Source organism: Kitasatospora xanthocidica (assembly GCF_014656195.1).
In the GTDB taxonomy this organism is placed as follows: Bacteria; Actinomycetota; Actinomycetes; order Streptomycetales; family Streptomycetaceae; genus Kitasatospora; species Kitasatospora xanthocidica.
The window spans coordinates 1-21,627 of the sequence record NZ_BNBY01000043.1 but is presented as its reverse complement, the minus strand read 5'-3'; the positions used below and the strand labels follow the sequence as shown (position 1 = coordinate 21,627).

The 21,627-nt window shown below is 74.7% G+C and carries 22 protein-coding genes; 11 read left to right on the top strand and 11 right to left on the bottom strand.

The genetic code is table 11. The features are described from left to right. Nucleotides 1–19 precede the first annotated feature (19 nt). Complete coding sequence (locus IE332_RS37715) at nt 20–538, bottom strand: GNAT family N-acetyltransferase (RefSeq protein WP_189925711.1); 519 nt, start codon at nt 536–538, stop codon at nt 20–22. A gap of 109 nt (nt 539–647) precedes the next feature. Here IE332_RS37715 and IE332_RS37710 point away from each other — a divergent pair, with 109 nt between their 5' ends. After that, entirely contained in the window at nt 648–1,769 is a 1,122-nt protein-coding gene (locus IE332_RS37710; protein WP_189925709.1) for a hypothetical protein, read from the top strand. 39 nt (nt 1,770–1,808) lie between these two features. Here IE332_RS37710 and IE332_RS37705 read toward each other — a convergent pair whose 3' ends face one another. Next, nucleotides 1,809–2,288: a molybdopterin-dependent oxidoreductase gene (locus tag IE332_RS37705; RefSeq protein WP_189925707.1), complete on the bottom strand. Its 480-nt coding sequence runs from the start codon at nt 2,286–2,288 to the stop codon at nt 1,809–1,811. A 274-nt stretch (nt 2,289–2,562) separates the two neighbouring features. Here IE332_RS37705 and IE332_RS37700 point away from each other — a divergent pair, with 274 nt between their 5' ends. After that, on the top strand, nt 2,563–2,934 hold the full coding sequence (locus tag IE332_RS37700) for a YciI family protein (RefSeq protein ID WP_189925705.1): 372 nt from the start codon (nt 2,563–2,565) through the stop codon (nt 2,932–2,934). Nucleotides 2,935–3,139: 205 nt separating this feature from the next. Continuing rightward, a complete protein-coding gene (locus IE332_RS37695; RefSeq protein ID WP_229929237.1) occupies nt 3,140–4,450 on the top strand; it encodes an RNA polymerase sigma factor in 1,311 nt (436 codons plus the stop codon). Here IE332_RS37695 and IE332_RS37690 read toward each other — a convergent pair. Beyond that, nucleotides 4,447–4,914, bottom strand: a complete 468-nt coding sequence (locus IE332_RS37690; RefSeq protein WP_189925798.1) for a MarR family winged helix-turn-helix transcriptional regulator — start codon at nt 4,912–4,914, stop codon at nt 4,447–4,449. The genes IE332_RS37695 and IE332_RS37690 overlap by 4 nt on opposite strands. Nucleotides 4,915–5,016: 102 nt before the next feature. Between IE332_RS37690 and IE332_RS37685 the strand changes: the two genes are divergently transcribed. Further along, entirely contained in the window at nt 5,017–5,799 is a 783-nt protein-coding gene (locus IE332_RS37685) for a dioxygenase family protein (protein ID WP_189925703.1), read from the top strand. Nucleotides 5,800–5,873: 74 nt separating this feature from the next. Here IE332_RS37685 and IE332_RS37680 read toward each other — a convergent pair whose 3' ends face one another. From IE332_RS37680 to IE332_RS37665, 4 genes are all read right to left on the bottom strand, one after another. After that, nucleotides 5,874–6,521: an NAD(P)-dependent oxidoreductase gene (locus IE332_RS37680; protein WP_189925701.1), complete on the bottom strand. Its 648-nt coding sequence runs from the start codon at nt 6,519–6,521 to the stop codon at nt 5,874–5,876. Nucleotides 6,522–6,810: 289 nt separating this feature from the next. Further along, a complete protein-coding gene (locus IE332_RS37675; RefSeq protein ID WP_189925699.1) occupies nt 6,811–7,197 on the bottom strand; it encodes a VOC family protein in 387 nt (128 codons plus the stop codon). 4 nt (nt 7,198–7,201) lie between these two features. Continuing rightward, complete coding sequence (locus tag IE332_RS37670) at nt 7,202–7,771, bottom strand: GNAT family N-acetyltransferase (protein ID WP_373313947.1); 570 nt, start codon at nt 7,769–7,771, stop codon at nt 7,202–7,204. A gap of 26 nt (nt 7,772–7,797) precedes the next feature. Beyond that, nucleotides 7,798–8,259, bottom strand: coding sequence for a group II truncated hemoglobin (locus IE332_RS37665; protein ID WP_189925696.1), 462 nt, complete (start codon nt 8,257–8,259; stop codon nt 7,798–7,800). Nucleotides 8,260–8,479: 220 nt separating this feature from the next. On the opposite strand from IE332_RS37665, the gene IE332_RS37660 reads away from it, so the two are divergent. From IE332_RS37660 to IE332_RS37650, 3 genes are read left to right on the top strand one after another with little or no spacing between them, the layout of a single operon-like run. Further along, entirely contained in the window at nt 8,480–9,244 is a 765-nt protein-coding gene (locus IE332_RS37660) for an SDR family NAD(P)-dependent oxidoreductase (protein WP_189925694.1), read from the top strand. A 39-nt stretch (nt 9,245–9,283) separates the two neighbouring features. After that, nucleotides 9,284–9,700: a MerR family transcriptional regulator gene (locus IE332_RS37655; protein ID WP_189925692.1), complete on the top strand. Its 417-nt coding sequence runs from the start codon at nt 9,284–9,286 to the stop codon at nt 9,698–9,700. 51 nt (nt 9,701–9,751) lie between these two features. Then, nucleotides 9,752–11,287: an AMP-binding protein gene (locus IE332_RS37650; protein WP_189925690.1), complete on the top strand. Its 1,536-nt coding sequence runs from the start codon at nt 9,752–9,754 to the stop codon at nt 11,285–11,287. Between the two features lie 30 nt (nt 11,288–11,317). Here the strand turns inward: IE332_RS37650 and IE332_RS37645 are convergent, their stop codons facing one another. Beyond that, complete coding sequence (locus tag IE332_RS37645) at nt 11,318–12,235, bottom strand: helix-turn-helix transcriptional regulator (protein WP_189925687.1); 918 nt, start codon at nt 12,233–12,235, stop codon at nt 11,318–11,320. Between the two features lie 151 nt (nt 12,236–12,386). Here IE332_RS37645 and IE332_RS37640 point away from each other — a divergent pair, with 151 nt between their 5' ends. Both IE332_RS37640 and IE332_RS37635 read left to right on the top strand, forming a co-directional pair. Then, complete coding sequence (locus IE332_RS37640; RefSeq protein WP_189925685.1) at nt 12,387–13,211, top strand: TIGR03084 family metal-binding protein; 825 nt, start codon at nt 12,387–12,389, stop codon at nt 13,209–13,211. A gap of 65 nt (nt 13,212–13,276) precedes the next feature. After that, nucleotides 13,277–13,834 (top strand): Uma2 family endonuclease, encoded by a 558-nt coding sequence (locus IE332_RS37635; protein WP_189925683.1) that lies wholly within the window; start codon nt 13,277–13,279, stop codon nt 13,832–13,834. A 27-nt stretch (nt 13,835–13,861) separates the two neighbouring features. On the opposite strand, the gene IE332_RS37630 is transcribed toward IE332_RS37635, so the two are convergent. From IE332_RS37630 to imuA', 3 genes are all read right to left on the bottom strand, one after another. Continuing rightward, a complete protein-coding gene (locus IE332_RS37630) occupies nt 13,862–17,125 on the bottom strand; it encodes an error-prone DNA polymerase (RefSeq protein ID WP_189925681.1) in 3,264 nt (1,087 codons plus the stop codon). A gap of 85 nt (nt 17,126–17,210) precedes the next feature. Continuing rightward, nucleotides 17,211–19,007 (bottom strand): DNA polymerase Y family protein, encoded by a 1,797-nt coding sequence (locus IE332_RS42110; RefSeq protein ID WP_189925679.1) that lies wholly within the window; start codon nt 19,005–19,007, stop codon nt 17,211–17,213. 1 nt (nt 19,008) lies between these two features. Continuing rightward, on the bottom strand, nt 19,009–19,800 hold the full coding sequence (gene imuA' / locus IE332_RS37620; RefSeq protein ID WP_229929231.1) for a DnaE2-dependent mutagenesis accessory factor ImuA': 792 nt from the start codon (nt 19,798–19,800) through the stop codon (nt 19,009–19,011). 226 nt (nt 19,801–20,026) lie between these two features. Between imuA' and IE332_RS37615 the strand changes: the two genes are divergently transcribed. Next, nucleotides 20,027–20,740, top strand: a complete 714-nt coding sequence (locus tag IE332_RS37615) for a helix-turn-helix domain-containing protein (protein WP_189925676.1) — start codon at nt 20,027–20,029, stop codon at nt 20,738–20,740. Continuing rightward, nucleotides 20,737–21,504 carry an SRPBCC family protein gene (locus IE332_RS37610; RefSeq protein WP_189925674.1) on the top strand — a complete coding sequence of 256 codons (768 nt, stop codon included), beginning with the start codon at nt 20,737–20,739 and terminating at the stop codon, nt 21,502–21,504. Before IE332_RS37615 ends, IE332_RS37610 begins: the two co-directional genes overlap by 4 nt. The last annotated feature ends 123 nt before the right edge of the window (nt 21,505–21,627 follow it).

The window sequence follows — 21,627 nt, the reverse complement described above, 5'->3', positions numbered from 1 at the left end:
GCCGGTTCCGGCGCCGCCGTCAGCCGTCGATCAGTTCCTCCGCGAGCAGGTCCATCAGCAGGTTGTCGTGCCAGGTGCCGTCCGACCCGCGCTCGTACTGGCGCATGGTGCCGACCGTGCGGAAGCCGACCTTGGTGTAGCAGCGGATCGCGGCGAGGTTGTCCGCGGCCGGGTCGATCACCAGCCGGTGGTAGTGGTGCTCGTGCACCAGGTACCGGGCCATGGTGCGCACCGCGTCGGTGCCCAGGCCCAGGCCGTGCACCGACGGTTCGAGGTAGAGGTCCATCCCGGCGTGCCGGTACTCGTCGTCGTTGTTCGCGTACCACTGGATGGCGCCGACGACCTGGCCGCCCAGGTCGATCGCGAAGGTCTCGGTGTCGGGCGATTCCAGGTCGTTGGCGACCTCCGCGGGCAGGTCGTCGCCGCCCCGCCAGCGGGCGAACACCTCGGGCGTCCCGCGGATGGCCGCCAGGGCCGGGATGTCGTCGGTGGTGGCCGGTCGGAGCGTCACCAGGGCCCCGTGCAGAATCGTCCCCATATGGGGCATGTTGGCACGGAAACCCGGCTCCGGCGAGCCTTTTCACCGCATCCGCCCCGCCCGTGACCGCGTTGCCCGCACCCGTCGCGGCCAGGGATGATGCTCGGCCGTGACATACCTCATCTTCGGCCTGCTGGGCATTCTCGCCTACGTCGCCGTCCTCAGGGTGCGAACGAACCGGGCCCGGAACTGGGCGCGCACCGAGTTCGACCCGCCCGCGTACGGTCTGGCCCCCCGCGACCGGCTCGACCCGGGCCGCGCCGGGCCGCCGCCGCCCCCGCACCGCCGCCAGGAGTCCCTGGCGACAGCCGAGGCGGCCCGGGCCGGGAACTGGAAGCCCGCCGCCGCGTACGTCGAGGCCGCCGCCGGGCAGGACTGGGACGAGCACTGGTCGCGGTTCGAACTGCTGACCTCCCTCGCCGAGCAGGACGCGGGCTGGCTCAGGGCCTGGCGCGCCGCCGACCCGGGCAACTGCGACGCGGCCGCCCTGGAGGCCGCCCTGATGGTGCACGAGGCCTGGGCGGTCCGCGGCACCGGGTACGCGCACGAGGTGCCCGAGGAAGCCATGCGGACCTTCCGGGCCATGCTGCCCGCGGCCATCGAGGCCGCGAAACGGGCCTCCCTGCTGGACCCGGCCAACCCGGCCCCCTGGGTGGTCATGGTGACCGCCGCCCGCGGCGCGCGGTGCTCGCACAAGCAGTTCGAGGAGCTGTGGCGCGGCCTGGTCGAGCGGGCGCCGTTCCACTACGAGGGCCACTGGCAGGGCATGCAGTACTGGTGCGCCAAGTGGTTCGGCTCGGACCAGAAGATGCTGGCCTTCGCCAAGCGGGCGCTCAAGCGGGCCCCGGCCGGCAGCCCGCTGCCCGGCCTCTACCTGCACGCACTGCACGAGCTGGAGCAGCGCGGGACCCTCGGCACGACCCTGGGCGGCGAGTTGGGCAGGCAGCCGGTCCGGAAGGTCGCGGCCGCCCTCGCCCAGGTCCGCCCCGACCACGAGCGGCTGCCGGTCCTGCGGCACCTGCTCGCCCACTTCGCGGCCAAGGCCGAGCTGCACCGCATCGCGCTGGAGCAGTTCCGGGCGATCGGACCGTGGTGCGGCTGTTACCCGTGGACCGGCCACGACGACCCGGTGGCCGCCTTCGAGCTCGCCCGCGGCGCCGCCGTACGGCTGTCGGGCGCGCGGCCACTGCCGCCGGAGCTGCGGCCCAAGGCGGCGCAGCAGTCGCGGTAGGGCGCAGCGGTCGCAGCGGCGGGTCGGGGGACCGCGGCGCTACCCGCCAAGGGGCGCCGGATCGCCGACGGGTGCCGGATCGCCGAGGGGGCCGAGCCAGACCGCGGTGACGGCGCTGACGTAGCGGGCGCCGCAGTGGTCGTCGGGTACGACGAGCTGCGGACCGACCGCGTCCAGCGGGGCACCGTCCATGCTGGTGGCCAGCAGGATCCGCCCGGCGCCGAACTCCGGGTCGATCTCGGCCCAGGAGACCACCGCCCGGTGGCCGTCGGCGCCGACCACGGAGAGCAGGAAACGCAGCCGCTGCTTGCGCCCGGAGAAGTCGATCCGGGGGCGGGCCGCGCGCAGCACGTCGAGCAGCGCCGGGCCCTCGTAGCCGTGGCGCTGCTCGCCCTCCGTCCGGCAGTCGAAGCTGACGTCGACCCGGTGGGCCGGGAGGGCGCGCAGCTGGTCGACGGTCAGCTCGGCGGGCCGGTCGAGGTGGCCGTGCAGCCGGACGGTGGGTCTCGCGGGGGTCATGGCGCTCCCTCCTCCCGGGCCGCTGCGCTGCGGCCCGGGAGGAGGACTACCCGGGGGAGCGCCCGGACATTCGCAGATACCAGCCCGAAGGGCCCTATTCATCCGCAGCTGCGATGAGGAAGACCGGGATCGACCGGGATCTGCGGACTCCTCGGCGCGGCCCGCCGGAATCGGCGGAAGATTTCTTCGCGGCGGGTGTCGAAACGGCGCCGGCCCGTTCGACGCAGGGGTGAGAGGTGGGGAGAGACCCCGCCCGACCTACCGAGGAGTCACCATGCCGCGCTACATGACGCTGATCCGGATCGACGAGCAGGCCAGTGCCGACTGGGAGCCGGACCCCGGTTTCGAACAGCGGATGGGAGCCCTGTTCGAGGAGATCACCAAGGCCGGGGTGATGCTGGAGACCGCCGGGCTGACCCCGACCGCCCAGGGCACCCGGCTGACCTGGAACGAGGGCAAGCTCGGCCACACCGACGGGCCGTTCACCGAGACCAAGGAGGTCATCGGCGGCTACGCCATCCTGCAGTGCAAGGACCGGGCCGAGGCCCTGGAGTGGACCCGTCGCTTCCTGCAGACCCACCCGGCGGGCTGGAGCGTCGGGGCTGAGGTCCGGCAGATCGACGAGCAGCCGCAGCTCCCGAAGTAGCAGTGGTCGCGGCGGTGTTTGCCTCCCTCTCCGTCGGCTGCTCTGATGGGTGGCCGTGACGGAGAGGGCAGCGGCGCACGACACCGCGACGAACGACCTGGCGGCGGACGGCACGACGGTGACCGGCGTGGCGGCGGACACGACAGCCGGCACGACGGTGACCGGCGTGGCGGCGGACACGACAGCCGGCACGACGGTGACCGGCGTGGCGGCGGACACGACAGCCGGCACGACGGCGGACGGCTCGGCGACCGAGGCCGTCGAGGCCGTGTTCCGGATCGAGTCCGCCCGGATCATCGCCGGGGTGACCCGGATCGTCCGGGACGTGGGGATAGCCGAAGAGCTGGCGCAGGACGCGCTGGTGGCCGCGCTGGAGCGGTGGCCGCGGGAGGGCGTCCCGGACAACCCGGGCGCCTGGCTGACGGCCACCGCCAAGCACCGGGCGATCGACCTGGTCCGCCGCCGGGAGGTGTACGCGCGCAAACTCGCCGAGGTGGGGCGCTCGTTGGAGGACGTGCCGGCGCCGGCGCCGGCCGAGCCGGACGACATCGACGACGACCTGCTGCGGCTGATCTTCACCGCCTGCCACCCGGTGCTGTCGGCGGAGGCGCGGATCGCGCTCACCCTCCGGCTGCTCGGCGGGCTGACCACCCCGGAGATCGCCCGCGCCTTCCTGGTCCCCGAGCCGACGGTGGCGCAGCGGATCGTCCGGGCGAAGCGGGCGCTGGCCGGGGCGGCGGTGCCGTTCGAGGTGCCGTACGGGGAGGACCGGGCGCAGCGGCTGTCGTCGGTGCTGGAGGTCATCTACCTGATCTTCAACGAGGGCTACTCGGCGACCGCGGGGGACGATCTGCTCCGCCCCGGGCTGTGCGAGGACGCGCTGCGGCTGGCCCGGGTGCTCGCCGCGCTGATGCCGGCCGAGCCGGAGGCGCACGGGCTGGCGGCGCTGCTGGAGTTCCAGGCCTCGCGCACGGCCGCCCGGACGGGGCCGGACGGCCGGCCGGTGCTGCTGGCGGACCAGAACCGGGCCCGCTGGGACGGGCTGCTGATCCGGCGCGGCTTCGACGCCCTGCAACGGGCGGGCACCGGGCCGTACTCGGTGCAGGCCGCGATCGCCGCCTGCCACGCGAAGGCGCGGCGCTACCCGGACACCGACTGGGCGACGATCGCCGCGTTGTACGAGCGGCTGCTGGTGCTGTCGCCGTCCCCGGTGGTGGCGTTGAACCGGGCGGTGGCCGTGTCGATGGCCCGGGGACCGGCTGCGGCGCTGGAACTGGTGGACGCGCTGGCGGCGGAACCGGCCCTGCGCGGCTACCACCTGCTGCCGAGCGTGCGGGGCGACCTGCTGGCCCGGCTGGGGCGGGCGGAGGAGGCCAGGGCGGAGTTCGAGCGGGCGGCGGAGCTGACCCGCAACGAGCGGGAGCGGGAGCTGCTGCGGGACCGGGCGGCGGGCCTCGCGGAGGGCTGGACGGAGGGCTGGACGGAGGGCTGGACGGAGGGCCAGGCAGACGACTAAGGCGTCTCGTCCAGCCGCAGTCGGGCGCTCACCGTGCCGAGGCTCTCGGCGAGGACGGCCAGCTGTTCGCGGGTGAGTACGTCGATCAGCAGCTCGCGGACCAGGGCGACGTGCCCGGGCGCGGCCTGGCGCAGCATCTCCCGCCCCTGGTCGGTGAGTTCGGCGAAGACGCCGCGCACGTCACTGGGACAGGAGCGGCGGGCGGCCAAGCCCATCCGCTCCAGCTGGGTGACCTGGTAGGTCAGGCCGCTCTTGGAGGTGACGAGCTTGTCGGCGAGTTCGGTCATCCGCAGCGAGTCGCCGGGGGCGGCGGAGAGGTGCACCAGGATCTCGTACTGCTGGTGCGAGAGGCCTGAGTCCTCCTTGAGCTGGCGTTCCAGCCGGCGGTTCAGCAGGTTGCTCGCGACGACGAAGCCCCGCCAGGCGGCCATCTCGTCCTGGTCCAGCCAACGGGGTTCGTTCAGTGAGGACATGGGTGAATCCTACTCCTGTTGTTCAAATTCGAACGAAGGTGTACCGTCGACCGGAGTAGACGTTCAAATTTGAACTACCATGAGGAGGACGCCATGAGCGCCGCGGCCCCCGAGCGCATGCCCACCCTGTACCTGTCGCACGGCGCTCCGCCGCTGGCCGACGACCCGGTCTGGCCGGGCGAGCTGGCCGCCTGGTCCGCCGACCTGCCCCGGCCCAAGGCCGTGCTGATGGTCTCCGCCCACTGGGAGGAGGCCCCGCTCGCCCTCGGCGCCGTCACCACGCTCCCGCTGGTCTACGACTTCTGGGGCTTCCCCGAGCACTACTACCGGGTCCAGTACGCCGCCCCCGGCGCTCCGGAGCTCGCCGAGCGCGTGCGCAAGCTGCTGCGCGCCCCCGGCACGCCCGTCCAGGACATCCCCGACCGAGGCCTCGACCACGGCGCCTACGTCCCGCTGGTGGAGATGTACCCCGAGGCCGACGTCCCGGTGCTGCAGGTCTCGCTGCCCACCCTCGACCCGCAGCGGCTGCTGGAGATCGGCCGCAAGCTCGCCCCACTGCGCGACGAGGGCGTGCTGATCGTCGGCAGCGGCTTCTTCACCCACAACCTGCGGGCGCTCAGCACCGACGGCCGGATCACCTCGGTGATGGCCGAGTTCGACGACTGGGGCCGGCGCGCCCTGGAGGCCCACGACCTGGACGCGCTGCTCGACTTCGAGCACAAGGCCCCCGCCGGACGCCTCGCCCACCCGCGCACCGAGCACTTCGCCCCGCTGTTCGTCACCCTCGGCGCCGGCGAGGCCGACCTGGACAGCCAGCGCAGCGTCATCGACGGGTTCTGGATGGGACTGGCCAAGCGCTCGATCCAGCTGGGCTGAGCCCGTCCGGCCCCTCAAGCCCGTCACCGGCCGCACCGCCCGCACCGCCCGCACCGCCTCACACCCTCACGCCCTCACAGCGAAGAGCAGGTGAAGCGCTCGCCGATGTGCTCGGGCTGCTCGATCTCGTCCACCAGGACGACCGCGTAGTCCGGCAGCGAGATCCGGCTGCGCCCCTCGGCGTCGGTGAGCAACTGCTCCAGGCCGGTGCGGTAGCGGCCGGTCCGCGCCCCCGGGCCGATCTCGGCGGCCGGGCTGAGCACCGTCCAGCGCAGATCGGCGACCGTCCGGTAGTAGTCCAGCGCCGCGCCGTGCGCGTGCATGATCTGCAGCACCGTCTCCGGCAGCCCCGGGGCGTCCCAGACCCGGACGCCCGGCGCCGTCTCCAGGCTGCCCGCCCCGCCCACCGCGATCAGCCGGGGCGCCGCGCCGTCGAGCCTGCGCAGGCCCTCGACCAGGGAGCGGGCGGCGGGCTCGATCAGCGCCAGGTGGCCCGGGCCGTCACCGCCGCCGACGGCGCTCACCAGGACGTCCCGGCCGGCCGCGACCCGGGCCACGTCCGCGGGGTCCAGCACGTCGCCGGGCTCCACGGCGGCGGCCCGGCCCCGGTAGCGGGCCGGGCCGCGGACCACCGCGGTGACCTCGTGCCCGCGCGCCACCGCCTCCGCGACGACCGCGCCGCCGATGCTGCCGTTGGCGCCGATCACGGCGATCCTGGCCATGGGTACCTGCCTGGTGGCTCGGTGGGGCTGGTTCTGGGCCGTAAGGGCACCGGACAGGTCGATTATCGGACGGGCTCCCGGCGGGGACCCGGGGGTTGGTCCTCCCGTGTGACGGCTTGCCCACGACCCGCCCTCCACTCCCTCCCCCGCAGACCCGCCCTCGACTCCCCCCACCCGACCTGCGCGGATCGCCGGGGCCGCGAGGGTGGGCGCGAACCGGAACGGCCGCCCGCGCAGGTCTCGTGGACCTGTGCGGGCGGCCGCGGGCGAGTGGCCGGACCGGGACCCGTTACTCGGCGCCGGTGGCGACGCGCTCGGCCTTGCTGCGCTCGACGCAGAACTCGTTGCCCTCCGGGTCGGCCAGGGTGATCCAGCCGGTGCCGTCCGGGCGGCGGTGGTCCCCCGCCACGGTGGCGCCCAGGGCCACCAGGCGCTCCGCCTCCTCGTCCCGGGTCCGGTCCTGCGGCTGCAGGTCGAGGTGCACCCGGTTCTTCACCGACTTGCCCTCGGGCACCCGGATGAACAGCAGCCCGGCGCCGGCCGACTCCACCAGGACCTCGTCGTCTCCCGGCTCGTCGCCCTCCCCCAGGGCGCCCTCCAGCGCCTCGACCCAGAAGCTCGCGAGGGCGTACGGGTCGGCGCAATCGATCGTCACATGTCGTACCAGAGAAGCCATGGGCCTACTCTGAGCCGCGTCGTTCGGTTCCGTCCAGCCATTTCCGGGTGTGCCGGTGGCCGTCCCGCGGGTAGGGCGGAAACGCCGGGACGATCTCCGTGAAGGCGTAGCCGCTCTTCTCCGCCACCCGGCAGGAGGCGTGGTTGTCGCCCTCGTGCAGCAGGTCGATCCGGCGCAGGCCGCCGGCGGCGAAGGTGTCGAAGGCCCAGGCGGTGAGGGCCTGCACCGCGCGCGGGGCCACCCCCCGGCCACGGGCCGGGCCCGCCGTCCAGTACCCCACCTCGGCCGTCCCACCGCCCGGGGTGCCGCGCTTCAGCACGACGTTGCCGACCAGTTCACCGGCGTCCAGGACGGCGAAGGCGTACCGGGTGCCGGCCGCCCACCCCTCGTACTGCAGCGCGAGCCAGTGGGCGGCCTGCTCGGGGTCGTCGACCGGGTTGCGGGTGAAGCGGCGCAGCGTCTCGTCCCGGTAGGCCTCGATCAGGGCCGGCCCGTCGGCGGCCTCGAAGGGGCGCAGTACCAGGCCGTCGGCCACCGGGTGCGCGATGACGGCCGGTTCCGCCGCACCGGTCACCGCCGTCCCGGTCACTGCGGTGCCGGTCACTTCTCCAGCCCCTCCCAGCTCCAGCGCGGGGTCGGGCCGGGGTCGCCGAGGTCGGTCCCGGCCGGGGAGGCGGAGACGTCCTCGGCGATCTTCGTGCCCCAGTCGAAGTACTCCAGCACCCGCCGGCGCAGCAGCTCGTCCTCCGGCAACTCCCGGCGGACGGCCCCGGCCATCAGCTCCATCCAGCGCAACCGCTGCTCCTCGGTGATCGCCAGGCCGAGGTGGGCGCGCAGCAGGGCCTGGTGGCCGCCGAGTTCGTCGGTGAAGGCGGTCGGGCCGTTGAACACCTCGGCCAGCCAGACGGCGACGTGCTCGATGTGGGTGGGGGTGAAGTCGGCGAAGACGGGCGCGAGCAGCGGGTCGGCGAGGACCCCCTGGTAGAAGGTGTTGCTGAGACGGCGCAGCGCCTCGATGCCGCCGACCGCTTCGTAGAGGCTGTCGGGCCGTTGGTCGCTCATGGCTGTGCTCCCCGTGGGTTCGTGGCCGTGCGTTGCGACCTTTCCTAGCAGGCGCGCGGCCCGGTGCCGGGGCCGAGGGCCCGCTGTTCGCGCCGGGCACAGCAAGCGGAGAGCGGCGCTCCTCATCCCGGCCGTCCCGGACCTCCCCGACCCCCGTCGGCCCCGTCCCGGCCCGTCGGCTTGACCCTGACGCTGACGGCAGGGTCGGAGGGTGGGCCTCATGAACACTGTGAACGCAGCAGAGGACCGGGTCGTGGTCGTCACCGGAGCCGGGACGGGGATCGGGCGGGCGACCGCGCTGGCCTTCGCGGCCGAGGGGGCGCGGGTGCTGGCGGTCGGGCGGCGGCCGGAGCCGCTGGCCGGGACGGCGGCCGGGTACCCGTCGCTGATCGAGCCGCTGGCCGCCGACCTCACCTCGCCGGACGCGCCGGAGGCGATCGTCGGGGCGGCGCTGGAGCGGTTCGGACGGCTGGACGTCCTGGTCAACAACGCCGGGATCGTCCAGAGCGGCCAGGGCCTCGGCGGCTACGACCGGGCGGGCATCGAGCGGCTGCTGGGCACCAACCTGATCGCCCCGGTCCTGCTCGGCCAGGCCGCGCTGCCCGCGCTGAGCGACAGCCGGGGCGTGATCGTCAACGTCAGCACCGCCGTCGGGCAGCGCGGCTGGCCGTCCAACGCGGTGTACGCGGCGAGCAAGGCCGCGCTGGAGACGGTCACCCGCAGCTGGGCGGTGGAGCTGGCACCGCGCGGGATCCGGGTGGCGGCGGTGGCACCCGGGGCGATCGACACCCCGATCGCCGACCACTCCGGGTACGGCCCCGAGCTGCGGGCGGCCGTCCGGAAGTGGCAGATCGAGCACACCCCGCTGGGCCGGATCGGCCGCCCCGGGGAGGTGGCCTGGGCGATCACGCAACTCGCCTCCCCGCAGGCCTCGTTCGTGACCGGCGTAGTGTTGTCGGTCGACGGGGGCGCGCTGGTGGGCTGAGGCGGCCGCCCCACGGGCGAGGCGGAGGGGACCGTACGGGTGCGGATCGGCGAGCTGGCGCGGGCCACCGGGGCGACGGTCCGGGCGCTGCGGCACTACGAGCAGGCCGGGCTGATCGGCTCCGAGCGCGAGCCCAACGGCTACCGCGACTACGGCGGGCCGGCGGTCGTCCGGGTCCGCAACATCCGTGCGCTGGTGGGCGCCGGGCTCACCCTGGACGACATCCGGCCGCTGCTGGGCTGCCTGGACGGGGACGTCCTGGCGGGCCGGCCGTCCGAACGGGTGCTGGCGATCGCCCGGGAGCGGCTGGCGGTGCTGGAGCGCCGGATCGCCGCCCAGACGGAGGCCAGGGACCGGCTGGCGGCGGCACTGGCGGCGGCCGGGGATGCCGGGCGCGCGGCGGCCGGGGGTGCTACGGAAGGGCACGCGGCGGCCGGGAGTGCTACGGAAGGGTGACACCCCCGATCGGGGGTGTGCAGGGGGCGGGCGGGGGAGGACAGTGGGCGCATGCAGATTCCACTCTCCGTGATGGACTTCCTCGACCGGGCCGAGCTGGTCTACGGCGACCGGGTCGGCATCGTCGACGAACCGGTCCAACCCGCCGAATCCTGGGGCGAGCTGAGCTACCGCCGGATCGCCGGACTCGCCCGGGCCCAGGCCGCCGGGCTGGACCGGCTGGGCGTCGGGCCCGGCGAACGGGTCGCGATCGTCTCGCACAACTCGGCACGGCTGCTCACCTCCTTCTTCGGGGTCAGCGGGTACGGCCGGGTGCTGGTGCCGGTGAACTTCAGACTGCGGGCCGAGGAGGTGTCGTACATCGTCGAGCAGAGCGGTGCCTCCGTCCTGCTGGTCGACCCCGAACTCGCCGACGCGCTGGACGGGGTGGTCGCCAAGCACAAGTTCGTGATCGGCGCGGACAGCGACGCCCTGCTCTACGACTCCGACAACTCCCCACGCCGGTACGCGATGTCCGAGAACGACACCGCCACCATCAACTACACCAGCGGAACCACCGCCCGCCCCAAGGGAGTCCAGCTCACCCACCGCAACATCTGGCTGAACGCGACCCTGATGGGCCTGCACTACGGCGCGAACGACCGGGACGTCTACCTGCACACCCTGCCGATGTTCCACGCCAACGGCTGGGGCCTGCCGTTCTCCCTCACCGGCCTCGGCGCCCGGCACATCGTGCTGCGCAAGGTGGACGGCGCGGAGATCCTGCGCCGGGTCGAGCGGCACGGGGTGACCTTCCTGTCGGGTGCGCCGGCCGTGGTCCAGATGGTGCTGGACGCGGCCGCCGACTGGGACGGCCCGGTGCCCGGCCGGGACCGGGTGCGGATGATCGTGGCCGGCGCACCGCCGCCGACCTCGGTGGTGCAGCAGGTCGAGGAGCAGCTGGGCTGGGAGTTCATGCAGCTCTACGGCCTGACCGAGACCTCCCCGGTCGTCACGGTGAACCGCTCGCGGGCCGAGTGGGACGCGCTGCCGGCCGCCGAGCGGGCCGAGAAGCTGGTGCAGGCCGGCGCACCCGCGCTCGGCACCCAGCTGCGGGTGGACGCCTCCGGCGAGGTGCTGGTGCGCTCCAACACCGTGCTGGAGGGCTACTGGCAGCAGCCGGAGGCGACCGCCGAGGCGCTGCGCGACGAGTGGTTCCACACCGGTGACGGCGGCACCCTGGTGGACGGCCAACTGGCCATCTCGGACCGCAAGAAGGACGTCATCATCAGCGGCGGGGAGAACGTCTCCTCGATCGAGGTGGAGGACTGCCTGTACAGCCACCCGGCGGTCGCCGAGGCGGCCGTGATCGGCGTGCCGCACGAGAAGTGGGGCGAGACGGTGAAGGCGCTGGTGGTCCTCCGGGACGGCCACGGGTCGGTCACCGAGGCCGAGTTGATCGCGCACTGCAAGCAGCGGCTGGCCGGCTACAAGTCGCCCACCACAGTAGAGTTCCGGGACGCGCTGCCGCGCACCGCCACCGGGAAGCTGCAGAAGTTCCGGCTGCGCGAGCCGTACTGGGCCGGGCGGGACCGCCAGGTCAACTGATCCGCCGGGGATCGGACCCGCCCTCGCGGCTCAGTCGACCAGGCCAGACTCCCGTGCCGCGAGGGCGAGTTCGGTCCGGTTGCGGACACCGAGCTTGTGCATCGCGGACTTGAGGTAGCCGGTCACGGTGTTGCAGGTCAGGCCCAGTCGGGCGGCGATCTCCGGGTTGGTCCGGCCGGTCGCCGCCCAGCGCAGCACCTCGTGCTCGCGCGGGGTCAACGGCCGGGTCGACGGCCGTACGGGGGCGGCTGGCCAGCCCTGCTCCGATCGGCCCTGCTCAGGGTGGGGTGCCGGTCGGCTCCAGGCGGCGGCCCCGGCGAGCGCCCGGGCGGCGGCCCGGGTCAGCGCGTCGACCGCGGAGATCCGGACGTCCCCGAACGGCACGACGTCCCGCACCGAGGCGTACACCACGCCGTGCACGGTGCGGCCGTCCATCAGCGGCACGGTCAGCATCGCGTACAGGTCCTCGGCGGCCACGGCCGGGTCGTAGTGGTGCGAAATGGTCGTCGCCGCCCGGTAGTCGGGCACCCAGGTGGGGGCGCGCTCGGCCAGCGCCCGGCCGCCGAGTCCGAGGCCGGCCGGGACGGCCACGTCGTGCAGCAGGTCCGACCGGGTACCGGCCCAGTGGCGCAGCACCATGCCCTCACCGTCCTCGCCGTGCCCGGGCAGCGGCTCCGGCACCCCGACCAGCCCGACGTCCGCACCGCACTCCGCCACCACCCGGCGCGCGAGGTCGCCGAGCACGGCGTCCCGCACCAGCTCGGCGGCCCGCGCGGCGACTTCGGCCTCGTCGGGCCCCGGGGCGGTCCGGCCGGGCTGCGGGGCGGTCCGGCCGACTCGCGGGGCGGGCCGGTCAGGTCGCGGGGCGTGGCCGGGTCGCAGGGCGTGGTCAGGTCGCGCGGCATCGGTGCGGGCTCGCGCAGCTTGGGGGGTGTCCGCGCTTTTCACCGCGCGATTGTCACACGCGGTGGAGCCCGTGGCGAGAGTCCTGACATGCGTGTTTCGCGGAGTGGCGAACACCGGTGGCGGGCCGGGCGTAGGGTGCGGCCGAGCGCTACCTGCGGGTAGCGGCTGCCGTGCTCGGAGGGGGAGAGAACCGATGACCGACCCGAACGCCCCGACGGACGTCCTGGGCGGGCTGCTGGCGGACCTGCGGGCCGAGAGCGCCGTCCTGGACGGGCTGGTGACCGGCCTGCCGGCGGAGGGTTGGACCCGGTCGACGCCCGCCGAGGGCTGGACGATCGCGCACCAGATCGCCCACCTCTCCTGGACCGACCACTGGACGGCACTGGCCGCGCGCGACGCGGAGGGCTTCGGCGCGGCGCTCGGCGACCGCTTCGGCGAGCTGCTGAAGGCCGGTGCCGACCCGGTCGAGGAGGGCGCGCGGGAGGGCGCGGCCGCCGATCCGGTGTCGCTGCTCGCCCGCTGGCGGGCCGGGCGGGAGGACGTGCTCACCGCCCTGGCCGCCGCACCGGCCGATGTGCGGCTGCCCTGGTTCGGCCCGCCGATGAAGCCCGCCTCGATGGCGACCGCCCGGCTGATGGAGACCTGGGCGCACGGCCAGGACGTCGCGGACGCGCTGGGCGTGACCCGCGAGCCCACCGACCGGCTGCGGCACATCGCCCACCTCGGGCTGCGCACCCTGGGCTTCGCCTTCGGCGCGCACGGCCTGCCCGCGCCGGAGCGTCCGGTCCGGCTCGAACTGACCGCCCCCGACGGCGGGACCTGGGCCCTCGGCCCGGCCGGCGCGGAGGACGTGGTGACCGGCCCGGCCCTGGACTTCTGCCTCCTGGTCACCCAGCGCCGCCACCGGGACGACCTCGCCCTCACCGCCACCGGCCCGGTCGCCACCGCCTGGCTCCCGATCGCCCAGGCCTTCGCCGGAGCGCCCGGCAAGGGGCGGCAGCCGGGCTCGGGCGCCTGAGCGCTCCCCGTCGGGCACGCGCATGGACTGCCATTCCGCCGAATGCGCATTCTGAAGGAGGCGCCGTGAGCTTCTACGAGCAGCACCGCGAATACGTCGAGGAGGTGCTCCGCACGGCCCCCGAAGGCGTCCGCGTCGAATGGTCCGGCGACACGCTGATCATGCGGGCGGCTCCCTCCGGCATTCACCAGCTGAACATCGGACTCGTCCAGCGGCAGTTCGAGCGCCATGCTCCGGACGGCTACATGTTCGGCAGCAACAGTGCGCTGACCACCCCTGATGTGACGAAGGAACGCACACCCGATCTGACCTATGTCCCGATCGCGTCCCTGGCCCAGGGGGGCAACACCTCTCCGGCCGAGGAAGCCCTCATCGCGGTCGAGGTGGTCTCACCGTCCAACCCCGGGAACGACTGGGTGGACAAGCTCCGTGACTACGCGGTCATGGGCATCCCGCTGTACCTGATCATCGATCCGCGGGAGGGGTCGGTCACGCTGTTCTCCGAGCCGAACCGCGACCGCTACCACGCTCGGCACGACCGGAAGTTCGGTGACAGCATGCGCGTCCCCGACCCCTTCGGCTTCGATCTGGACCTGAGCGGACTCTTCCGTTACCCCGACTGAGCAGCCCGGGGTTTCGACGTTCCCCGCTCAGAGGCCGATCCTGAGCGGGGTGAGCCGGGTGGCGATCAGGTTGGTGGCGCCCCGGTCGCGTTCGACGGTGCCGTGGACCAGCAGCCCGGCCCGGTCCAGGGCGGTGCGGCGCTGGGACTCCCAGACCGGGCGGTTGCAGATCACGTTGATCAGGCCGGTCTCGTCCTCCAGGCTGAGGAAGAGCACTCCGCCGGCCGTCGGCGGCCGCTGCCGGTGGGTGACCAGGCCGCCGACCACCACCGCCGTCCCCGGTGGCACGTCCGGGAGTCGGTCCGCGGAGAGCGCGCCACCGCGTTCCAGCCGGTCCCGCAGGTGCTGGAGCGGGTGGCTGGTGGCGGAGGTACCGGTGGCCCACAGGTCGGCGATGGTCTCCTCGACCGGGCTCATCCCGGGCAGCTCCGGCGCCTCGGTACCGGGCGTGGTGCCGGGGATCAGGTCGGCCGAGATCCCGGCGAACGCCCCTGCCGCCCACAGCGCCTGACGTCTCATCAATCCGAAGCAGTCGAAGGCCCCCGCGGTCGCCAGCGCCTCCAGGACGGGCCCGGGCAGACCGGTGCGCCGGGCGAAGTCCTCCAGGTCGGCGTACGGCTGTCCGGCCACGACCGCCTCGGCCTGCGGGGTGCCGATGCCGCGGACGGTCTCCAGGCCGAGCCGGATCGCCGGCTGCGGGCGCCCCGCGGTCAGCGGCGGCTTCGGGGTCGGCCCCCGGTACGGCTCCAGGGTGGGGCGCGCGCCGCTGGCGTTGACGTCCACCCCGCGCACCCGCACCCCGTGCCGCCGGACGTCCGCGACCAGGCTGAGCGGCGAGTAGAAGCCCATCGGCTGGTTGGCCAGCAGGGCGCAGGTGAAGGCCGCCGGGAAGTGGTACTTGAGCCAGGCGCTGGCGTACACCAGGTAGGCGAAGCTGATCGCGTGGCTCTCCGGGAAGCCGTAGTTGGAGAAGGCCTCGATCTTGCCGTAGACGTCCTCGGCGACCTCCGGCGGGATGCCGCGCTCGGCCATGCCGGTGAGCAGCCGGTCGCGCAGCCGGGCGACCCGCTCGTGCGAGCGCTTGGCGCCCATCGCCTGCCGCAGCCGGTCCGCCTCGGCCGGGCTGAACCCCGCGCAGTCGATGGCGAGTTGCATCATCTGTTCCTGGAACAGCGGCACCCCGAGGGTCTTGCCGAGGGCGTTCTCCATCAGCGGATGCGGGCAGCCCGCAGGTTCGACCCCGGCGCGCCGGCGCAGGTACGGGTGGACGGAACCGCCCTGGATCGGCCCGGGGCGGATCAGCGCGACCTCGACCACCAGGTCGTAGAAGTGGTCCGGCTTGAGCCGGGGCAGCGTCGCCATCTGCGCCCGGGACTCGACCTGGAACACCCCGACGGTGTCGGCCCGGCGCAGCATCGCGTAAACGCCCTTGTCGTCGTCCGGGATGGTGGCCAGGTCGTAGCGCAGGCCGTGGTGTTCGGCGACCAGCGCGCAGGCGTCGTGCAGCGCGGCGAGCATGCCGAGGCCGAGCAGGTCGATCTTCACCAGCCCGGCGCCCGCCGTGGACTCCTTGTCCCACTGCAGGACGGACCGCCCGGGCATCCGGGCCCACTCGGTCGGGCAGATCTCGCCGATCGGTTCCCTGGTGAGCACCATGCCGCCCGAGTGGATGCCCAAGTGCCTGGGCAAGCCGTGGAGTTGGGAGGCGAGCGAGAGCACGTCGGCCGGGATGACGGCGTCCGCGCCGGGGGCGGAGCGGAAGTCGGTCTGCCGGCTGAACGCGTCCACCTGTCCCTGCGGGTAGCCGAGCACCCGGGCGGCGTCGCGGATCGCCAGCCGGGGCCGGTAGGTGATCACATTGGCGACCTGGGCGGCGTGCTCGCGCCCGTAGCGGCCGTAGACGTACTGGATGACCTCCTCGCGGCGGCGGTTCTCGATGTCCAGGTCGATGTCGGGCGGCCCGTCCCGGGCGGTGGAGAGGAAGCGTTCGAACAGCAGCCTGTAGTGGACCGGGTCGACGGCGGTGATGCCCAGGGCGTAGCAGACCGCGGAGTTGGCGGCCGAACCGCGGCCCTGGCACCAGATGTCCTGGCTCCGGCAGAAGTCCACGATGTCGTGCACGATCAGGAAGTAGCCGGCCAGGTCGAGGTCCTCGATCACGTCCAGCTCCTTGGCGAGCTGACGGCGGGCGGCGGCGTTGCCGGGGCCGAACCGGGCCGGGCCGCCGGCCGCGACCAGCGCGCGCAGATGGCTGATCTCGGTCTCGCCCTCGGGCACGGGGAAGCCCGGCAGCTCCGGGTCCAGCTTGGCGAAGTCGAAGGCGCAGGCGCGGCCGAGCTCGGCGGTGGCCCGCCGCACACCCGGGAAGCGGGCCAGCCGGGCGGCCATCTCGCGGCCCGAGCGCAGGTGCGCGGCGCCGGCCGCCCGGGTCCAGCCCGCCGCCTCCTGCAGGGTGCGGCGGTCGTGCAGCGCGGCGAGGCTCTGCGCGAGGCGCCCCTGGGCGGGGCCGGCGTGGTGGGCGTTGGTGGAGGCGACGACGGGCAGGTCCGCCCCGGCGGCGAGGGCGGCGAGGGCGTCGTTGCGCCGGTCGTCGCCGGGCAGCCACTGGTCGATCAGCTCGACGTACACGTTCTCGCGCCCGAACGCCTCGGTGAGGGTGCGCAGCCGGTCCTCGGCCGTCCCGTCCGCGAGGCCCGCCGGGACCCGGCCGAGGCGGCACCCGGTGAGCACCGCCCAGTGGCCGCCGTGCGCCCCCGCCAACGCCGCGAAGTCGTACCGCGGACGCCCCTTCGCGCCGCCCGCCAGCTGGGCGGCGGCGATCGCGGCGGAGAGGCGGCGGTAGCCGGCCGGATCGCGGGCGAGGACCAACAGGTGCTCTGCGCCCCAGTCATGACGGAGCGTCAGTTCGGCGCCGAACACGGTGGCCACACCGGTACCCCGGGCCGCCTCGGCCAGCCGGACCGCGCCGTACAGACCGTCGTGGTCGGTGACCGCCAGGGTCTCCACGCCCAGCCGGGCCGCCTCGGCGACCAGGTCCTCCGGGTCGCTGGCGCCGTCCAGGAAGCTGAAGGCGGAGTGGACGTGCAGTTCGGCCCAGGGCACGGGGGCGGGGTCGGGCGTGGGGGCGGGGGCCGCAGGGTCGGCGGGGTCGGCGGGGTCGGGCGCGGGGGCGGGCCCCGGGGGCTCCTCGGCGGGACGGCGCAGCGGGACGACCGTACGGTCCGGCGCCGCGCCGGTCAGCCGTCGGTGCAGTTCGCTCCAGGGGAGGGTGGGGTGGCTGGTGAAGCCCATCGGGGGTTGCCTTCGTCGTTCTGGTGCTCGTCCTGCCCCCCTGTCTTGTGCGCGTCCCGCCTCCCTGCTCCGGGCACCGGGACCGCTAGTCGTAACCGGCCTCCAGGTACCACGCACCCCCCTCCACGGTGAGCAGCAGCGCCCGGCCGCCGCCCACCACGACCTGGAACCGGGCCCGGCGGCGGGCGAGCGACTGGTCCCACCAGTACTCGACCGCCGGCCAGGGCCCCGTCCAGCCGTCCACCGGCTCCTCCCGCCCCCGGACCACGACCAGGGCCGGCCGGGCCGACACCCCCGCCCGGCCGTCCACCGTCACCGGCCGCCCGGCCTCGTCCAGCACCCGCACCGGCGCGGGCTCCCGCAGCACCACGGCCGGCCACACCTCCGGCAGCCGCCCCGGCCAGGGCGCGTCGGCGGGCACCGCCGCCTCGTACGGCTCGCCCCACGGCACCCTGACCGCCTGCTCCCCCGGACCGCGCCCGCCGGCCGGCTCGATCCGGCGTAGCCCCGCGTGCCCGAGCACCGCCTGCACCCGGGCGACCGCCCGCTCCACCCGGTCGTCGGCGACGGCCTGGCCCCACAGCGCCAGCTGGCGGCCCTGGTCCGGGGAGAGGCCGTCGGGGGCCAGGCGGAGCAGGGTGAAACCTTCCTGCTCATCGGTGAAGGCGCCCATGCCCTGCCAGGCCTGCAACTGCCAGCGCACCCGCTCGGCCAACGCCGTCGCCGACAGCCGGCCCTCGTGCCGCCACAGCCGGGAGACCGTCCGGCCGTCCGCGCAGGCCACCTCGACGGCCACCCGTCGGCAGGTCAGCCCGGCCCCGGCCAGCCGCCGGTGCAGCGCCTCGGCCAGCGTGCGGGCGACGAACACCAGCGGCTCGGCCAGCGGCTCCGGCGGATCGAAACGCTGCTCGACGGCGAGGTCCGGCTCCTGGTCACGCGGCACCAGCGGACGCGGCTGCAGCCCCCGGGCCAGCCGGTGCGCGACCGTCCCGGACGGGCCGAAGCGGTCCGCGACCGCCTCCGCCGGCAGCGCGGCGAACGCCCCGACGGTCGGCAGGCCGAGCCGCCCGAGCAGCTCGGCCAGCCCCTCGTCGCCCAGCGCGCTCACCGGGTAGGGGGCGAGGAACTCCCCCGTCCGCCCGGCTGGGACCAGCACCCCGGCGCGGGCGGCCAGCACGGCGGCGAACAGGCCGTCGGCGACGCCGACCTGGGCGTGGGGGGTGGCGGGGGTGTTGGGGGTGTCGGGTCCTTCGGGGGCGTCGGGGGCGTCAGGGGCCTCGGGGCTTTCGGGCGTGGCGGGAGTTTCGGGGTTCACCGCGCCCGGGACGGCGTCCGGGACGGGCGGCCGCCCGAGCGCCTCCGCCACCGCCGTACGGACCTTGGCGGCCAGCGCCTCCTCGCCACCGAAGTAGCGGCCGGGGCCCTTCACCGGGATCGCGCACAGGCCGGGTCGGATCACCTCCACCCGGGGCGTGAACGCCTCCACCGCGGCGACCACCGGCTCGAAGCGTCGGGTCTCCGCCTCCGGGTCGCGGTCGCGCAGTTCCAGCTCCGGACAGAGCCGCTGGGCCAGCTTGAGCCGCTGCCCCTGCCGCACCCCGGCCGCCCGGGCACCCGCCGAACAGGCGAGGATCCGCCCGCCCTCGGTCACCGCCACCGGGTCGTCGCCGGTGACGGCCACCACCGGCCAGTCCGGGCACCAGACCACCAGCACCCGGGGGGTGCGGTCCTCGGCGGTGCCGGGCGTGCCGGGCTCGGATGTGCCGTTCCGGGGCGTGCCGGGCTCGGATGTGCCGTTCCGGGGCGTGCCGGGCTCGGATGTGCCGTTCCGGGGCGTGCCGGGCTCGGGTGTGCCGTTCCGGGGCGTGCCGCTGCCGGCCATCTCAGACCACCGCCGCGATGCGTGGTGCCACCGGTTCCGTCGCGGGTCGCGGCTGCTCCTGGGGCGGGCCCGCCCGGTCCGGGCGTTCCTGGAGCGGGCGTTCCTGGAGCGGGCGCACCTCGCCGCGCTCGTCCGGCAGCCAGAGGCGGGCCGTCCGGCCGCGCACCGCCGAGCCGCGCCCTTCGGCCACCACCTCCACCTGCCGGCCGGTGAGCTGCCCGTGGCCGTCGCCCAGCCCGAACCAGCGCCCGGACCGCACCCCCAGCCGCAGCGCCGCGCCCGGCCAGGGCCCGGCCACCAGCAGGACGCAGCCGCTGCGCCGCAGCACCGCCGCCAGTCGGGCGGCCAGCTTCGGCGGCACCGGGCCGTCCGGGCGCAGCATGACCAGTTCGACCGCGCCGGCCAGCACCGACACCACCTCGGCCCAGTGCGGCCCCGGGTCGTCGGCGACCAGCAGCCGGCGCAGGTCCAGTCCGTACCCCTCGGCGGCGGCCAGCCCCAGGTCCGGCAGCCCGACCGCCGCCGCCCAGCCGCCCTCGGTCTCCCGCACCCCGGCGGCGAGCGCCAGGAGCAGTCCGGTGTCCCCGCCCGCCACCGACACCGCGCTCCCGCGCCGCAGCCCGCCGTCCGGCAGGACCTCCCGCAGCGCGTTCGGCACCGGCAGCAGGCCCCGGGGCTCCGTCCGTCCGTCGCCCGGCTCCTCCGGCACGGCAGCCGGGAGCGCCACCGGTCGGAGCAGGGGGCGCGGGGGCTGCTCGACGGTGGATTCGAAAACAGATTCGAAAACGGGCACAGCCCCAGGATCGAACATCTGTTCGCAAAGATTCAAGTCCGACCCTGTAGCCCCACCCGTCACTCTCCGTGCCAGGTCACGGCAGGTGCGGCCGACGCACGGGCACGGAGCGCCCGACCGGACGGGTGACGGCGGTCGACCGAGTGGGTGGCCGCGCTCGGCCGAACGGACTACCGACAAGTCTTTTTTCCTTGACAAATTTTCTTGTCGGCTGGATCCTGGAGGAGTGCTGGACGTCGCTGTGATCGAAGACCCCGCGGCGGCCGAGGCGTCCCTGGATCCGATCCGGGCCCGCATCCTCGCCGCCCTGGCCGAGCCCGGCTCGGCCGCCATGCTGGCCGGCCGCCTGGACCTGCCCCGACAGAAGGTCAACTACCACCTGAAGGAACTGGAACGGCACGGACTCGTCGAACTCGCCGAGGAGCGGCGCAAGGGCAACGTCACCGAACGGGTCTACCGCGCCACCGCGGCCTCCTACGTGATCTCCCCCAGCGTCCTGGCCGCCGTCAGCCCCGACCCGGCCCGCTCGCCCGACCAGCTCTCCGCCCGCTGGCTGCTCGCCCTGGGCTCCCGGCTGGTGCAGGAGGTCGGGAGCCTGCTCACCGGCGCCGCGAAGGCCCGCCGACGGGTCGCCACCTTCGGCATCGACGCCCAGGTGCGGTTCGCCTCCGCGGCCGACCGGACGGCCTTCGCCGAGGAGCTGGCCCAGGCCGTGGCCACCCTCGTCAGCCGCTACCACGACGAGTCCGCCCCCGGGGGCCGCAGCCACCGGGTGGTCGTCGGACTCCACCAGATCCCCCAGACCCCCGGCGCGGCCCAGCCCGCAGCCGGGGCGGAACAGGCCGAGGCCGGGGCGGAAGAACCCGGCGCCGGGGCAGAACAGGCCGGAGCCGGGGCGGAACAGGCCGAGGCCGGAGCGAACCAGGAGAACCCACGATGACCCACCCGTTCGAGATCGAGCTGGAGACCTCCCTGCCCGCGAGCCCGGAGGAGGTCTGGGAGGCGATCGCCACCGGCCCCGGGATCGACTCCTGGTTCATGGGCCGCAACGAGCTGGACCCGCGCGAGGGCGGCACCGCCGTCATGGAGACCGGCGGCCACCGCGAGGAGGCGGTGATCACCGCCTACGAGCCCGGCAAGCGCCTGGCCACCCGTACGGCCACCACCGAGGACGGCCGGTTCATGGCCTTCGAGTACCTGATCGAGGGTCGGGACGGCGGCTCCACCGTGCTCCGCGTCGTCCACAGCGGCCTGCTCGGCGACGACTGGCAGGACGAGTACGACGCGCTGCGCCGCGGCTGGCCCTTCCACCTCCACACGCTCCGCGAGTACCTCGCCCACTTCCCCGGGCGCACCGCCGTCCCCGTCTTCGCCGCGGCCCCGGCCCCCGGGCGGACCCAGCCGGAGATCCGGACGGCCCTCGCCGACGCCCTGTCACTGCCCCTGCCGGTCACCCCGGGCGCACGGGCGTACGGCGAACCGGCCGGGCTGCCGCCGCTGGACGGCGAGGTGGTCTGGGCCGACGACGAACGCTTCGAGGTCCGCACCGCCGACGGGCTCTACACCTTCCACCACGGCTCCGGCGTGGTCCTGATGTTCCACCACCTCTTCGGCCCGATGACGGCCGGGGACGGGGCCGGAGCCGAGGCTGGGGTCGAGGCGGAGGCCGCCTGGCAGCGGTGGCTGACCGGGCTGCTCGGCTGAGCCCCCGAGCCTCCTGAGCCCCGAACCTCCGAACTTCCGAACACGTACGAGAACAAGGACAGAGGACCCGCAGATGCGCACCCTGATCAGCTCCGCTTTCATCTCCCTCGACGGCGTCGTCGA

What these genes read in the sequence shown, in the direction of transcription:
- IE332_RS37715 (WP_189925711.1), bottom strand. Translation starts at nt 538, where the DNA reads ATGGGGACGATTCTGCACGGGGCCCTGGTGACGCTCCGACCGGCCACC.
- IE332_RS37705 (WP_189925707.1), bottom strand. Translation starts at nt 2,288, where the DNA reads ATGACCCCCGCGAGACCCACCGTCCGGCTGCACGGCCACCTCGACCGG.
- IE332_RS37700 (WP_189925705.1), top strand. Translation starts at nt 2,563, where the DNA reads ATGCCGCGCTACATGACGCTGATCCGGATCGACGAGCAGGCCAGTGCC.
- IE332_RS37685 (WP_189925703.1), top strand. Translation starts at nt 5,017, where the DNA reads ATGAGCGCCGCGGCCCCCGAGCGCATGCCCACCCTGTACCTGTCGCAC.
- IE332_RS37680 (WP_189925701.1), bottom strand. Translation starts at nt 6,521, where the DNA reads ATGGCCAGGATCGCCGTGATCGGCGCCAACGGCAGCATCGGCGGCGCG.
- IE332_RS37675 (WP_189925699.1), bottom strand. Translation starts at nt 7,197, where the DNA reads ATGGCTTCTCTGGTACGACATGTGACGATCGATTGCGCCGACCCGTAC.
- IE332_RS37665 (WP_189925696.1), bottom strand. Translation starts at nt 8,259, where the DNA reads ATGAGCGACCAACGGCCCGACAGCCTCTACGAAGCGGTCGGCGGCATC.
- IE332_RS37660 (WP_189925694.1), top strand. Translation starts at nt 8,480, where the DNA reads ATGAACACTGTGAACGCAGCAGAGGACCGGGTCGTGGTCGTCACCGGA.
- IE332_RS37650 (WP_189925690.1), top strand. Translation starts at nt 9,752, where the DNA reads ATGCAGATTCCACTCTCCGTGATGGACTTCCTCGACCGGGCCGAGCTG.
- IE332_RS37640 (WP_189925685.1), top strand. Translation starts at nt 12,387, where the DNA reads ATGACCGACCCGAACGCCCCGACGGACGTCCTGGGCGGGCTGCTGGCG.
- IE332_RS37630 (WP_189925681.1), bottom strand. Translation starts at nt 17,125, where the DNA reads ATGGGCTTCACCAGCCACCCCACCCTCCCCTGGAGCGAACTGCACCGA.
- IE332_RS42110 (WP_189925679.1), bottom strand. Translation starts at nt 19,007, where the DNA reads ATGGCCGGCAGCGGCACGCCCCGGAACGGCACACCCGAGCCCGGCACG.
- IE332_RS37610 (WP_189925674.1), top strand. Translation starts at nt 20,737, where the DNA reads ATGACCCACCCGTTCGAGATCGAGCTGGAGACCTCCCTGCCCGCGAGC.